General features: G+C 35.7%; 13 protein-coding genes, 1 tRNA gene and 1 pseudogene. 4 read left to right on the top strand and 11 right to left on the bottom strand.

Features of this window, described 5'->3' with window-relative positions:
* Window positions 1–106: 106 nt before the first annotated feature.
* From RT723_RS01675 to RT723_RS01650, 6 genes are all read right to left on the bottom strand, one after another.
* A complete protein-coding gene (locus RT723_RS01675; protein ID WP_315945634.1) occupies window positions 107–904 on the bottom strand; it encodes a hypothetical protein in 798 nt (265 codons plus the stop codon).
* Window positions 905–1018: 114 nt separating this feature from the next.
* Entirely contained in the window at window positions 1019–1594 is a 576-nt protein-coding gene (locus tag RT723_RS01670) for a hypothetical protein (RefSeq protein ID WP_315945633.1), read from the bottom strand.
* 121 nt (window positions 1595–1715) lie between these two features.
* A complete protein-coding gene (locus tag RT723_RS01665; protein ID WP_315945632.1) occupies window positions 1716–2081 on the bottom strand; it encodes a hypothetical protein in 366 nt (121 codons plus the stop codon).
* Window positions 2082–2191: 110 nt separating this feature from the next.
* The gene (locus RT723_RS01660; protein WP_315945631.1) at window positions 2192–3028 is read right to left on the bottom strand and encodes a hypothetical protein; all 837 of its coding nucleotides are present in this window, start codon (window positions 3026–3028) and stop codon (window positions 2192–2194) included.
* A gap of 118 nt (window positions 3029–3146) precedes the next feature.
* Window positions 3147–3467, bottom strand: coding sequence for a hypothetical protein (locus tag RT723_RS01655; RefSeq protein ID WP_315945630.1), 321 nt, complete (start codon window positions 3465–3467; stop codon window positions 3147–3149).
* 502 nt (window positions 3468–3969) lie between these two features.
* Entirely contained in the window at window positions 3970–4230 is a 261-nt protein-coding gene (locus tag RT723_RS01650; protein WP_315945629.1) for a hypothetical protein, read from the bottom strand.
* Between the two features lie 260 nt (window positions 4231–4490).
* On the opposite strand from RT723_RS01650, the gene RT723_RS01645 reads away from it, so the two are divergent.
* On the top strand, window positions 4491–5462 hold the full coding sequence (locus RT723_RS01645) for an integron integrase (protein WP_315945628.1): 972 nt from the start codon (window positions 4491–4493) through the stop codon (window positions 5460–5462).
* Window positions 5463–6150: 688 nt separating this feature from the next.
* Window positions 6151–6924, top strand: a pseudogene (gene ttcA / locus RT723_RS01640) (tRNA 2-thiocytidine(32) synthetase TtcA); the annotation flags it as partial.
* An 84-nt stretch (window positions 6925–7008) separates the two neighbouring features.
* Here ttcA and glnS read toward each other — a convergent pair.
* Complete coding sequence (gene glnS, locus RT723_RS01635; RefSeq protein ID WP_315945627.1) at window positions 7009–8679, bottom strand: glutamine--tRNA ligase; 1671 nt, start codon at window positions 8677–8679, stop codon at window positions 7009–7011.
* A 309-nt stretch (window positions 8680–8988) separates the two neighbouring features.
* On the opposite strand from glnS, the gene RT723_RS01630 reads away from it, so the two are divergent.
* On the top strand, window positions 8989–9750 hold the full coding sequence (locus RT723_RS01630) for a DUF2884 family protein (protein ID WP_216055740.1): 762 nt from the start codon (window positions 8989–8991) through the stop codon (window positions 9748–9750).
* Between the two features lie 77 nt (window positions 9751–9827).
* Here RT723_RS01630 and RT723_RS01625 read toward each other — a convergent pair whose 3' ends face one another.
* From RT723_RS01625 to RT723_RS01610, 4 genes are all read right to left on the bottom strand, one after another.
* Window positions 9828–10388: a hypothetical protein gene (locus RT723_RS01625; protein ID WP_315945626.1), complete on the bottom strand. Its 561-nt coding sequence runs from the start codon at window positions 10386–10388 to the stop codon at window positions 9828–9830.
* Window positions 10389–10495: 107 nt separating this feature from the next.
* Window positions 10496–11143 (bottom strand): LysE family translocator, encoded by a 648-nt coding sequence (locus RT723_RS01620; protein ID WP_315945625.1) that lies wholly within the window; start codon window positions 11141–11143, stop codon window positions 10496–10498.
* Window positions 11144–11197: 54 nt separating this feature from the next.
* Entirely contained in the window at window positions 11198–14278 is a 3081-nt protein-coding gene (ydiJ, locus tag RT723_RS01615; protein ID WP_315945624.1) for a D-2-hydroxyglutarate dehydrogenase YdiJ, read from the bottom strand.
* A gap of 123 nt (window positions 14279–14401) precedes the next feature.
* Window positions 14402–14983, bottom strand: a complete 582-nt coding sequence (locus tag RT723_RS01610) for a VC2046/SO_2500 family protein (protein WP_315945623.1) — start codon at window positions 14981–14983, stop codon at window positions 14402–14404.
* A gap of 107 nt (window positions 14984–15090) precedes the next feature.
* Between RT723_RS01610 and RT723_RS01605 the strand changes: the two genes are divergently transcribed.
* A tRNA-Tyr gene (locus RT723_RS01605) sits at window positions 15091–15175 on the top strand.
* Window positions 15176–15398: the final 223 nt, after the last annotated feature.

Here is a 15398-nt window from a genome sequence, read left to right as displayed (position 1 = left end):
GGAGTCATACCAACGCCTCACTAAGAGGCAAATAATAGTTGGTTAAAATAAGCGACGAAGGAGCAAAAACCAACTGTTATTTGTCCTTTTAAGTGACTTGTTAGCATTACGGCCACCGCTTCTTAAAGTTGTTTTCATGTGCCCACTGACTAAACTCACCTATTAGCATAGAAAAACCAGATTCTTCTATTTCTTGGAAAGATTCTGATGTTTCTCTAGTTATTCCATACTCCATAGCACGGCGATATATTTTACGAATTTTAACTAATAATGTCTTTAATTCTTCAAAGTCACTTAGAGTAATATTTTCTGCATTAATGCCTATTGATTTAGCAAATCTGGGGAAATAAATATTAACCTCTTGATTAGTGAAATTTGGCGCTGAAAATTTCATTTTTGACCAAAACTCTGTTTCTAATTTTTCGGAAAAGAAGTCAAATATTCCATCTGACAATTTTACGTTTGCATTATATGGTGTAGAGGAACTAAAAATAATGCCGTATATCTTAAAGGGATCTACTTCTACATCAAAATTTGTAGCTATTGGGGTTAGGTATTTTTGAAAATGATCTCGGTGGTTTAAGTAATTAGCAAAGTTATTTTGATTTATACTTTGTTTAATTGTCATAGCTCGCTGCTCTGAGCTATGGAACCGACTAACTGTTACTCCGAGTATCAAGCTTCCAGACGCAATCCATAAAGGTAATTTAAATATTGAAATAAAATTAGAATATGCTTCAACAGTTCCTGACAATTTAAGTCCATGTGATAAAGGATATGCAAAACAAAAAGCTAAAATCAATGGGAATAAAGTCGCAAACCAAAACAAAAAGTTTTTATGTAAAGCCGTTTCACCATTAATATAAAAGTAACTACTCAGTTTAATAATTGCACCAATCTCCATTTAGTAATGCTAACGCCCGCTTAAGCAGAAAAATATAGCTGGCTAAAATGTTGAACGGAGTGAAAACAGCCAGCTGTATTTTTTCCGTTTGAAGTTCTTGTTAGGCAAATCCCATCAAATTGGTTTGCCGGGCCCGCTACTACCAGGAAATTGAAAACCCATTTGAGTAACTGTATTTATAACTGTGCATATTAGATCACTCACATGCTTTTGAACTTGCAAAAGAAAATCTTTATCAATTGGTGTATCAAAGATCATTTTTTCAAAGTTAACAAAATGTGGGATTGATGCTCCAGAATCGTCAGGTGTACGCCAAGAACCATGACAAATTACGTTTCTAATTTTTGCAGCTTCTTTTAATTGTTCAATCAACTCATCGATATTCGTAATTGTTGATTGTGGATGCTCACGTAGAGATTTATCATATGATTTTGTTAAGTAAGAAAGTTGATCTGTCAGTGCTTTTTCCAACTTCTTATACCATGCTTCATAAGCTGCTTGAATATCCTCTTCACTGTAAGGTTTTGTTGCAGTCAAAGCAAAGATAGCCTTACCAAGTATTTCTTCCAGAAATCCAAATGTAGCTACAGTTCGGCCTAAAACCTCCCAAAAGGCAGGTTCATGTTTATGTGTCGGAAATAATTCAGGTAAAGACTCAGGTTCAATATAGTGTTTTTTTATATCCGTCATCTAAAAATCCAATTTGTTTGCCTAACGCCCGCATAACGGGCTAATAAAGCTTGGCTATAATTGGTGAGGCATGAACCAAGCCAAGCTTTATTAGTCCATACGTTGATGCGTTTGTTATATGCTAATCACTCTGTTTTTTAGCATTTTCTTGCTTCATTTTTTCCATAGTATTGGTGCGCAACATATCTCTAAAAGCCTCATCCCTCTCCACTGGTTCAGGGATATAAGCCTCTTCGCCAAATAACTGCTTTATTGGAACTGGTCGTAATACAGATTGCTTATCTTTGTTTTCAACTATTTGCCACATACGACCTGTGTGAGTATCTAATAAGTATTGATCAGATCTGAAACTACTAACCTGACCAAAAACAAACCTACCATTTTCGGAACCTAATACTTTGTGTTGAGGCGGAATAACCTCTACAGGCTGATTTGCGTGCGCAAGGTAAGAAATAAAGGATAATGAGAATATTACAAGATTTTTCAATGCTATCTCCTTAGCATATAACGCCCATATTAACAGGCAAAAAATTGTTGGCTAAAATTAGCGACGAAGGAGCAAAAAGCCAACTGTTTTTTGTCCTTTTGAATGACTTGTTAGTTTTCAGGTACATGAACACCCAATGCATTTGACAGCCCAACTAGAATACTCCTAGAAGCTGTCACCATTTTTAAGCTTACGATAGGTTCTTCACCATGCACAATAGAATTCCTTAAAGTAATAAGACGCTTTATTTCATCAAAAAGTCCATTATCTATTCTTTCCGCTTGTAGAATGATTTGCGCAAGTTTTACATTTGATATTCTTCGTCTCGATTTCGGCTGAAAGCCACTCATTTCAGACTGAAAAGCTTGGCCATATTTCTGTAAAATATATTCAATTTGATTGAAGTTCGTCAAGAACTCTTCCAGACTTCCTTTTTCCTCTGTAGAGCTGACAGGGTCGAATGTTTCTTGAAGGTTTTTACTTGCTCTTTCGATTCTTTTAGGTGCAATCACATCAAAAATAAAGTACGTGATAACAAGTAAATTAATTACGAAAGATGCTTGGCCTACATTAATAAAAAATGTCCCCATATTCGAATTTTTACTACTTTCTATCGATATAACAAAGTTAGATATTAATAAAGTAAAAACAGAAAATAATGTTATGAATACAAGAAGTTTGAAGTAGCGCTCTTTTAGTGCCTCAACAGCATCAGTCAATGAGTCATCATCAAACTCTTCTCTGCTCAGTTCATTTCTGAAAAAAATGAACCCTGTTAGGGTTAAACCATAAACCCCAGCTAGCACCTGAGCAGAAGTAGAAAAAAGGTATAAAATTTGATTTTCGTTGAGGATCCATATCGGGTTTATATAGCCTATATATCCAGATATGGCAGAGCATAAAATGAATAAGAGAATAGAAATTGTTATTACTTTACTGGGAGACAAACTCAGACCTTCCTTGATTGAAAACTAACGCCCGCCTAACACGCAATGTGTTGGCGTGGCTTTTTGCGTTGTTTGCCAAAACCATGACAACTTTACATTGTCGGAGTTTAGGCGCTTGTTATACAACTTTTTCTGGACTCTGATCTACTTCAACAAATGTAATTTTAATTGGCCGAAAAAGAGAGTACACCCATAAACCAAATGCCGAGTAAACCCACATCACACAAGCAAAGAAAAAACCAAAGATTGGACCCATCAATATACTGTAAAATAAACCATCAAGACCAGTCTTGTATTCATCATTCCATTGAACAGTTTCTGCACCAAAAAAAGCCGCAACACCAAATAAAATACATAGGACAAATAAGCCTAAACAATTTCCTAGCACCAATATCTTGAAAAGGGATGATTTTGATATTTTTTTAGCTGTAACTTCCATTTCACTCAATTTCTCTAGTTGTATAACGCTTCAATAATATGTGCAGCTAGTTTGGCAGTTTTGTTGCGGTGTTTGCAACTAAAAATGACACACTAGCGGAGTCGTATTTATTGACTTGTTCTGTGGCAACCAGACCTTAGTCGTTTTGGCTGCGTAGATTGGAAAATTCAAAAAAAGTGGCACTTGGGCGGGAGTTCAGATCCTAAAGCTTAGCTCTGAGGTCTTATTGTAAATCCAGCTGGTTTCAAACGCCTCTGAGCTAAGCTTTAGAGGATGAATACAGTATAGTACCGTCAAGTTTCTTTGTTAGATTTTATAGTCATAACCTTTAAACCAATTATACTGTTTTAATATACAGCAAAAGTTCCTGTATGCACTATACTATCTAAGTTACTTCCTTTCCAATTCCATCAGAACGCCCTACTAAGCGGCTAAAAATAGTTGGCTATAATTTGCGAGGTACGAGCACAGCCAACTGTTTGTGTCCGTCTTGAGTTGCTTGTTATGTGCTAGAACTGTCAACAACCTTATAGCCATTAGCTTCATGCTCGTTGACACATGCTTGAAATTTATTCTCTAATTTAATTTCATCAAACCAGCCAAGTGCATATGAATGACATTTAACTTTCATTTTTTCAGAATTAATTAATACAGCTTCTTTTTTTAACTCAGCAAAGCCTAATGAATATGCTACCTCTACAAACTTTAAATTTACAAAGTATCCAACGATAACTACAGTTAAAACTAATATTACTTTCTTCAAGACAACTCCAAAACTTGATTATATAAATTGGCACATAACAACTTAATATCGACCCAATGGGTCGTTTTTCTACCGCACATCGCGGTCGTTTTAATCCTACCTATACTCATAAAAAATATCTATTTTTTTCTACATCATGTACTTACAAAATTTAAGCTTAACCATACATCCGACATAAACGACCCATTGGGTCGATTTCTTGACTATAGGAGAATTTGAATCAATACTGTACATATAAACAGTGTTAGTTGAGTTTACTTATGAGATTTCGATCGCCTTTTTTAAATAGTATTGCTGACTATATGTTGGTTAGACAATACTCTCTAAGAACCATTGATACCTATTTAAAGTGGATTGCTTCGTATATCCATTTTCATCAGAAGAGGCACCCTGCATCAATGGGTAATAATGAAGTGGTCAGCTACTTAGATTTTCTTGTATTACAAAAGAACGTTTCGCCTAAAACCCAAGCTACCGCACTTAATGCATTAGTCTTTTTATATAAACATATTATTAAGGATGAGCTGTCTTTAGATTTAACGTTCATAAGAAGTAAACGCCAATCGAAATTACCTATTGTGATGACGACTGAAGAAGTTAAAGCATTACTATCGCATTTAAGTAAGCGTTATTATGTTATAGCTGGGTTAATGTATGGAAGTGGTTTGCGGGTTATGGAGGCAGTACAGCTAAGAGTTCAAGACATCGACTTTGACTACAAATGCATTCGAATTTGGAATGGCAAAGGAAATAAACACAGGATTGTTACTCTAGCTACTGAGCTAATACCCTTGCTTAGAAATCAGATTATGCAGGTTGATGAATATTTGCAGCTAGATTTACAAAATGGACAATATGCAGGAGTTTGGATGCCTAATGCGCTTTCTCGAAAATACCCATCAGTGAATAAATCTCTAGGCTGGCAATATTTATTTCCTTCCTATCAATTAAGTGCAGATCCTGAAACGGGTGAAATACGGCGGCATCACTTCCACCAAACGGGCGTTCGTAAAGCGATAAAAAAGGCTGTGCAAGCCGCAAAATTAACTAAGCCAATAACACCTCATACTCTACGTCATTCATTTGCCACGCACTTGTTACAAAGTGGCGCTGATATAAGAACTGTGCAATCTCAACTAGGACACTCTGATGTGAAAACTACTCAAATTTATACGCATGTTTTACAGCAAGGTGCTAATGGCGTTGTCAGTCCGTTCAGTAAGTTACTTTAGATTCGAAAGTAATTACACTAACTTACTTTGGGGCAATAACGTTTTAGCCGAACCAATCTTTTGCCTTCTTGCCACTACTGTATTTAATAGCATGACCGTGATCAATTAACATCAGTCCAAGCGACTTTCAATCAACGTATAAATCAGCGGCAATTCGGAAGTATTTACCACGCATCATATTACGAAACTCAATCTTTTTGGCTGCACGTAATTTAGCAACCTTGAATTGCTTAGTAGCCCTTGCCTGTTCTTTTTCATGTTGGCGCTTACCACGATTTCTGGAGTATCAACTCCATTGAGTCGAATAGGAATGTTTTTTCCAATGATTTCGTTGTAACCACCAATGTTTACACGAAACGTGTCACCCCCATAAATGGATACTATTTCACTTACAACGGCATTACCGTAAGAAGCTTTAAGCACTATGAATTGATGTTTTGAACACTATGAATTGATGTTTATTGGCTGTAGGCTTATCTATACTCAATCGTAAAATAAACTCTCAGTTAAAAAAAGTAAGCTCTTATTTTGATGGTATTTTGTAAACCATCGTGAATGATTATTACCTTAAAAAATATAAATAAGCATTATAATTAACAAAATCTCTTTATTTTGTTAATTATAATGCTTCTAACTAGTTGTAAATTAGACTATTAATCTATTGTCGTTTTTCTTATATTTGATATAAGGCAAAGATAGTTACACCATGTTAGAAATTTTAATGAGTTTGCAAAAGGCTGCCCCTATTAATTTTGAATTAGTAGCGGTTAATTTAGATCAAAAACAGCCCGGTTTTCCTGATCATGTACTGCCACAATATCTAGAACAGTTAGGTGTTGAATATAAGATAGTAACGGAAGATACCTACTCTATCGTGATGGATAAGATACCTGAAGGCAAAACAACTTGTTCATTATGTTCAAGATTGCGTAGAGGTATTTTGTACCGTACAGCAAAAGAACTAGGCGCGACAAAAATTGCTTTGGGTCATCATAGGGATGACATACTAGAAACTATGTTTTTAAATATGTTCCATGGTGGAAAGTTAAAATCGATGCCGCCAAAATTAAAAAGTGATAATAACGAACACGTGGTTATTCGCCCTCTTGCCTATGCTAAAGAAAAAGACATTGAATTGTTTTCACAAATAAAAGGTTACCCGATTATTCCTTGTAATCTATGTGGTTCACAAGAGAATTTACAGCGTAAACAAATTAAACAAATGTTAAACGATTGGGACAAGCAGTTCCCTGGACGCATTGAAAGTATGTTCAGCGCGTTACAAAATGTGGTTCCAAGTCATCTTGCTGACACAGAGTTATTTGACTTTAAAACTTTGACTCAAGACGTTGAAGAAGGTGATGTGGCTTTTGATGCGCCAGAGATACCGACATATATAGACCCAGAATCTGATGTTACAGAGATAGACACAACGAGCGTTAAAGTAATAGAACTGGTTTAAATTTAACTCTCAGTAATTTGCTAACTAGATATAAAAAAACCTAAACAATTGTTTAGGTTTTTTTGTTTGTAACGACACAAAAAATTATTTATTTTCGTTATTAGTCCATGTATCTCTTAGACCAACCGTTTTATTAAAGATCATTTTACCATCTGAGTTTTTATTGCCATCAAAACAGAAATAGCCTAAACGTTCAAATTGGAAACCTTGTTGAGCTTTTGCTTCTACTAAACTTGGCTCAATATAGCCTTGTCTAATAACTAAAGAGTCAGGGTTTAATACTGTGGTAAAGTCTTCAACTGCAGCAGGATTAGCAACGGTAAACATTCGATCATAATCTCTGATCTCAGCTTCAACACCATGAGAGGCTGATACCCAATGGATTACCCCTTTCGCTTTACGACCGTCAGCCGGTAACTTACCTAATGTTGATTCATCGTAGGTGCAATAAACAGTGTTGATATTCCCTTGTTCATCTTTGTCACAACGCTCAGCTTTCACAAAGTATGCATTACGTAAACGGACTTCTTTACCAATCACTAGACGTTTGTATTTTTTATTGGCTTCTTCACGGAAGTCTTCACGCTCAATATAAACCACTTTACTAAATGGTAGCTTGCGCGTGCCCATGCTTTCATCACTTGGATGATTTGGTGCGTCTATCCATTCAATATGGTCATCGGGTAGGTTTTCAATAACCAATTTGATTGGATCAACAACGGCCATAGCACGTGGTGCATTTTCATTTAAATCTTCACGGATACAGGCTTCTAGAACGCCCATTTCAATGGTGTTTTCCATTTTGGTCACACCAATACGTTTACAAAACTCTTGTATTGCGCCTGGCGTGTAACCACGGCGTCTTAAACCAGCTATGGTTGGCATTCTAGGATCATCCCAACCCTGTACATGATTTTCTGTAACTAGCGCATTTAATTTGCGTTTACTCATCATAGTGTATTCAAGGTTTAATCTTGAAAACTCGTATTGATGTGGGCGCGTTTCAATGGAGATATTATCTAACACCCAATCATATAAACGACGGTTATCTTGGAACTCTAACGTACATAAAGAATGTGTGATCCCTTCTATTGCATCAGATATACAATGAGTGAAATCATACATAGGGTAAATACACCATTTGTCACCGGTTTGGTGATGATGGGCAAAACGAACACGATAAATAACAGGATCACGCATACACATGAAGCTAGATGACATATCGATTTTAGCTCTTAAACAACACTCACCATCTTTGTACTTGCCATCACGCATGTCATGGAATAACTGTAAGTTTTCAGCAGGACTGGTGTCTCTATATGGGCTGTTAGTACCTGGAGATGTTAACGTACCTCGCATTTCACGCATGGTTTCTTGGTTAGAGAATTCAACGTACGCTAAGCCTTTATTGATCAGTTCTTCTGCATAACTAAACAACTGGTCAAAATAGTTTGATGAATAACAAATTTCACCACTCCAATTGAAACCTAACCAGCTAACGTCATTTTTTATAGCGTTAACATAGTCAATGTCTTCTTTTTCTGGATTGGTATCATCAAAACGTAGGTTACATAATCCATCATAATCTTGAGCGATGCCAAAATTTAACACGATAGATTTTGCATGCCCAATATGAAGGTAACCATTTGGTTCTGGAGGAAAACGTGTATGGGTTGTAGGGTATTTTCCTGCCGCTAAATCTGCGTCGATGATATTTCTAATAAAATTAGATGGACGATTCTCTACATCCGCCATTTATATAACCTTTTCTAACAATTTAATTGGCGCGAGTATATCATTGCCACTCAGTGTTTTTCCAAGTTTAAATATAGAAATTAATGATTTAATTTATTCAACGGGTTATAAATTAAACTTAAACACTAATTATTGGTTAAATTTACGAAAATAACGCGTATTATAATAACTCAACTATTCGCATTGAGGCTAAGTCATTGTATTTAAAGTAAAATATAACTGGCACTGTATTTGTTATAACAAACACAATAAAGTTAGATTTATCACTTTTTAGATTTAAAAAATTACCTTTCTGTTGGAGAATGTTTAATGAATACATTAAAAAATAAATTAGCCTTACCTGTCATTGCTTCTACCCTATTACTATTTAATTCAGTTTCTGCAAACGCTCACAACAACGAATGCCATTTGTCGTTAAAGAATGATTTATCGGTCACTCCTGATCATATTCGTATCATTGAAGATGATGAAACTATGGTCGATATATACAAAGACCGTATTTTGTTTATAAAAGGTGAACAAATACAGTTAACGGATAAACAGCAATCGATGATTAATGAGTATTCAACTTCCATACGCAAAGCAATACCAGAAGTTACTGAAATAGCAATTGAGGCGGTTGGATTGGCCTTTGAAGGTTTAAATGCTGGTCTTGGTAAATTTGTCGATATGGAAGTTCATGAAGATAAGTTTAAGATAATACAAGAAAAAATAAGAGAAAAATACAATAGTAATGAAGGTCGATATTCAATTACTGAAGGTGAGTTTAATATGGATATTGACGACGGTGAAGTTGACGAGTTAGTTAATGAAATTGTCGATGATATGGTACCCACTATTATTGGTGGTTTAATATCTAATATGGGACAAGCCATCGCCTCAGGTGATGATATAGATTTTGATAATTTTGGCGAGAATATTGAACGAGAGATTGAAGCTAAAGCTGATCTCATCGAAGTTAAAGCGGATGCATTTTGCAATAGTATGAAACGAGTAGACAAATTAGAACAGGCATTGGTAGCCACTAATCCCAAGTTTGTTTATTTAGACTTGTTGGAAATAGAGCACTAATACAAAATCAATAACATTAAGGGGACGTTTTCGTCCCCTTTTTCGTTTAGGTAAATCAATTACAATTAGACCTAATATTACCCTGTTAAATCAAAGTGGTACTGATTGCTGTTTAACTTTTTAAACTTTGGTCCAGCAATGAAGTTGCCTGATAAATAATGTTCAGAGTCCGTAATAGCAATTGACTCTTCGTCTATTAGAATATTCCAGTTTAGTTTTTTTTGTATGTTGCTGGATAATTGTTCTATTAAGGCGGTATTAAATTGAAGGTCATGGTTATTGATCAGTTCAGAAGTCTCTGAACTTCCAATGCAAAGGAGCTTTTGGCATTTGTGTTGTGCTTTTTTCAATTCAGATGCTGACAATGATCGAGTGTAAATCCACAGTCTATCAATACCAAGGTGAACGTCATCTTGTATATAAATATCTGGGTTTATATGCTGAATATTGGGGTTAACCTTAGGTTTAGAATTAAACTTAAATTGTGGTAATAAACAAAGTGTTAATAAGGTCAACACGTTTTTTTTACTATATGTTGGGGTTGCTATAGGAACAGTGATATGTCTTTTTTCACTTGTACCATTATTTAAATTGGTTGTTTCAACCCACAGATTAATTAATTGAGTTTGAGAAGCCATTGTGGCCTCCTGACATCACTGCCTAAGTTAAATGTGGTTAAAATGTATACATAAATTAGACCACATCGCACTATGGGTTAAGTATAGCTATGATTTGTTATGTTTATTTATAATAAGAATTCATTAACTAGGATATTTAAAGCAAGACCGATCATGACCACTCCCATTACCCTATCGAATATATAAGCGTTAGCTTGGAAAAAGTGTTGAACTCTTTTATGGGTTAAAATTAAAGACAAAAAACAAAACCAAATAGCCGTTGCTATAGCCATATATAGGCCATACAACCCCTTAATTACCAGAGGTGTATTTATATCTACAACAACAGTAAACAATGCCAAAAAGAATAAGGTTGCTTTAGGATTAATTCCGTTGGTTAAAAACCCCATTAGGAATGCTTTTTTAGATGAAATAGATCTGACTGGCGAACTATCTTTTATCTTCTGCTCAGATACAGGTTGTGATCGTATCGCTCCAAAGCCAAGATATAACAAGAAACTGGATGCCACTATAATCAACAAATTATAAAGCCAAGGGGTCGTACTTATCACTAATCCGATACCGGCCAACGCATAAGTCACATGTAAAAATATTGCTGAACCAACACCCAAACTAGTGAGTAATGCGATCCTTTTACCGTAATTAATCGAATATTTCATCACAATTGCAAAATCAGGCCCTGGGCTTGTGACAGCAATTAAATGAGCGAACGCTATGGTTAAAAACTCAACACCATATTGACTGTAATCCAACATTATCTCCAATTAATAACAATAAGATGGCAAGTGACTATCACAAACATGTGATGTTTATCTAAATAAGTCAGCCACAATTTGTATAGGATGTTTTAGTAACTTGTTTTCATAACGTTTCACCTGACTACGACAAGAAAAACCGGTTACTAAAACTGGACGATGATTGACCTGCTCAAGTGCAGGTTTCCAACTCAATTGATAGATATCGCTTGAAGCTTGTTGGTTTTTGGCTTCGTGACCAAAGGTCCCTGCCATCCCACAACACCCTGTATTAATAGGGTTAATTGTCATATTTAATTTAGTGAAAATAGTTTGCCACTGAGTGTTTATGTTTGGCAATACTGACTTTTCAGTACAATGTGTCATTAAATTAAACTGTGGCGTTTCATTATTGCTATTCTGCGATAAAGTTTCAGATGACAGATCAAAATCTTGTTGCCATAACCACTCACTTAATAAACTCACCTTATAGTTTACTTTGTCAGCGCCTAGAGACTCAACATACTCATCCCTATATGCAAATACCAAAGAGGCATCCATACCTACCATTGGGATATCGTATGTAGCAATTTGGTTGTAGAAGTTATTAGCCTTAGACGCGATTTTATTAAACTTAGTTAAAAAGCCTTTAACATGTGCCGGTTTACCATTTTCTTTAAAAGGTAAAACAAATGGCTTAAAGCCTAATCCTTTTAATGCAATGACGGTATCAAGCAATAATTGTGACTCGTAAAAGCTAGTAAATGGGTCTTGTACTATCAATACGGCCTTTGACTTATCCGCTGCAGATAATGCTGTTATCTTGTTTTTACTAAACTTAAATTCATCGTCTAAGTGAGTATTCAAATAATCACTAAATTTAGGTGCGTCTAGATAACCGACAATGTTTCTTGTCACCCAAGTGGATAACGGATTATGCATAAACAAATTGCTCAGTTTTGGAGTTTTGGCCAAAGTGGGCAATAAATGTTCTATATTCGCCACTAAATAATCACTTAACGGTCTGAAGTAACGTTGGTGGTACATAGACAAAAATTTAGCTCTAAAGCTAGGAACATCAACTTTTATAGGACATGCCGTGCTACACGCTTTACATGCTAAACAGTTATCCATTGAGTGTTTCACTTCATGGCTGTAATCGTACATCCCCATCTTGGCACCTAAACTTCTAAATGCTTTGTATGGCAAGGTCATTAGTTGAAAAATAGTATCGCGTGACCGATTAAGTTGTTCATCACTGATGTTATTACCTTGTAACCTGATCCACTCACGCATCAGATTGGCTCTACCTTTTGGCGAAAATGAACGGTCTTTTGAATGTTTATAAGATGGACACATTGGGCTGTTAACATCATAATTAAAACACAGTCCATTACCATTGCAATTCACGGTGGTTTCAAAGTTTTCAATAACGGATAATGGAATTTGTTTATCAAAATGAGCACGTTTAATCCCGTCAACAGAGACTAAGTTTTCAGTTGAATCAATTGGCGTACAAATTTTGCCTGGGTTTAGTCGATTGTTAGGGTCAAAGCTTGTTTTTACTTTTCTCAGCTCATTGAATAATGCATCCCCAAAAAACTCTGGTCCATATTCACTTCTGTAACCTCGCCCGTGTTCGCCCCACATCAAACCATTATATTTTGCTGTTAGCTTTACTACTTCGTCAGAGACAACTCTTAACAATTGTTCTTGCGCCGGATCAGTTAAATCTAAAGCAGGTCTAACATGAAGAACGCCAGCATCAACATGTCCAAACATACCGTAATCAAGTTGATGACTGTCTAACAAACGTCTAAAGTCAGCGATAAAGTCGGCTAGGTGTTCAGGCGGAACGGCCGTATCTTCAACAAAGGCAATAGGTTTTTTACTAGACTTAGCATTACCTAATAACCCAACTGCTTTTTTACGCATGGCGTAAATTTTATTAATGGCAGCCAAGTCTTCAATTATTTGATACCCGATCACCCCATTTTCATTATTGTTGGCAATTAACGCATCCAAACGAGCACAAAGGTGTTCTATTTTTTGTTTTTGATTGTCTGGATCCTCATCGTTGTATTCAACAATGTTAAGGCCATTCATGGTTTGATTAGGTACATCTGTGATCAAATCGGAAACAGAATCCCAAATCACATCTTGTTTGGCTAAGTTTAAAACTTTGGAATCAACAGTCTCAACCGAGGTTGCATTGGCTTCAACTAAAAACGGCGAGTTCCTAAGAGCAGAATCAAAGTTGTCATACTTTACATTCACCATCGTTTTGTATTTAGCGATTGGCGTAATGTTTAACTTTGTTTCTGTAATGAAAGCTAATGTGCCCTCAGAACCCGTTAATATACGGGATAAGTTGAAACGACTCATATCCTCATTAAAAACGTGCTCTAAGTCATAACCGGTTAAAAAGCGGTTGAGTCTTGGGAAAGTAGCAAGAATGTTATCGCGATGAGTGGTACATGTATCAAGTACTTGTTTATAAATACTGCTTAATGGACTGTCACTGTTCGCTAATGCTTGAGCTTCGGAGATGGCAATGTCAGACGTTTCTAATCGCTCTCCAGCTATTGTAACGGCTTCTAATGCAATAACATGGTCACTTGTTTTACCGTAAACCAAAGAACCTTGGCCAGATGCATCTGTGTTAACCATACCGCCAATAGTGGCACGATTAGACGTGGATAAATCAGGGGCAAAGAAAAAACCGTGAGGTCTTAAGAAGTCGTTTAACTGATCTTTAATAACACCGGTTTGTACTCTTACCCAACGCTCTTTAACATTAATTTCAATTATCTCACGCATGTGGCGTGACATATCTACTATTAAATGATCTGTTAAGGACTGGCCATTTGTCCCAGTTCCACCGCCTTTTGGTGAAAAACGAAGAGATAAGTATTTATCTTGGTTGGCTAACTCAGTTAAAACTAGGATGTCGTCGGTATTGCGTGGGAACAAAATCCCTTGTGGCAATGCCTGATAGATACTGTTATCTGTTGCCTGTGAGATACGTGCTGAATATGAAGTATCCACATCACCATTAAACTTTAACCCGTTACTTGCAGTAAAGGTTTTGAGCTCGTCACAAAAATTAGATACGGTAACGGATAAGATTTCTTGTTTGGTAATACGACGGATCATAGATAAACGGCTAAAGAATGAGTTATTTAGGCGGTTGATTATAACGAGAAATTTAATAAATGAAATTGTTCAAATCACTTTGTTATAACATTTCATTATTTAACGTATTGATAAGTGGCTTAACTACGCCACTTTACTTAAGGTTCTTGCTTGTTCTAGTACACTAAACCAAGTACCTACATCCATTTCGATGTTCTCGTCATCAGTGTTTTTATCTGTTGTCATCACAGGCGCTTCTGTTACCACATTTGATGTTTTAGATTGGATCTCTTGGTATAACTTAGCTTGTTGGTTTATATCCAAGCTGTTAAATAACTTAGCTGGAATATTGATAGGGTTATTTATTTCACTATTTGTCGAAATAAGTGGTTGAGGGTGTAAATTCAACATGAGACTCACACTTTCTCTATATCCTGAATTAATTAACTGATTGAACATTAAATCTTGTTCATTATTTACTTTATCGATTAATTTTTTAGGTACAACGTGAAATGTTTTTTCTAAATCAGAAGTTGTTTTAGGTTTTTTATTTTTTGGTAAATGGAATTCATCTAACTCCATTCTGTCTTGTGTGACCATAGCTAAAAGTAAGCTAAAGGCAGAGCTGTCGTTGCTGTGAACCGATTTTTGAATATCAGAAAATACGGAAGATTCCCGTATAACTTGGATGTTTTTAGCGATTGGTTCTTTGGTTTGGGTTTGCATCAATACTTCTTTTCTTTGTGCATCTGGGTATTTAAACGGCAGTTAAACAAAAAACTTTAATTTTATGTTTACAGACAAAACAATTTTGGTATTATGCGCATCCTGTTGGAGGGGTTCCCGAGTGGCCAAAGGGATCAGACTGTAAATCTGCTGGCTCTGCCTTCGGTGGTTCGAATCCACCTCCCTCCACCATCTATTCAATAGACCGATGTTAAGAAATTAACATCGGTTTTTTTGATCTTGCGCTTTGTTAACTTCATATAATTATCTTCAAGCCTTTCAAATTAACCTTGTCCATCAATTTAAATTACATTTAGGTTTAGTGTTCGAACCCAGATCGATAATTAAATGAAAATAACACTTGTATTTATGTGTATTTTTACAAGAATGGGCATAGTTAAATTAAATAAGTAGT

It is taken from the genome of Psychrosphaera aquimarina (genome assembly GCF_032461525.1).
GTDB classification, from domain to species: domain Bacteria; phylum Pseudomonadota; class Gammaproteobacteria; order Enterobacterales; family Alteromonadaceae; genus Psychrosphaera; species Psychrosphaera aquimarina.
Note: the sequence above shows the minus strand (reverse complement) of the source record. Positions and strands in the feature narration are given on the sequence as shown.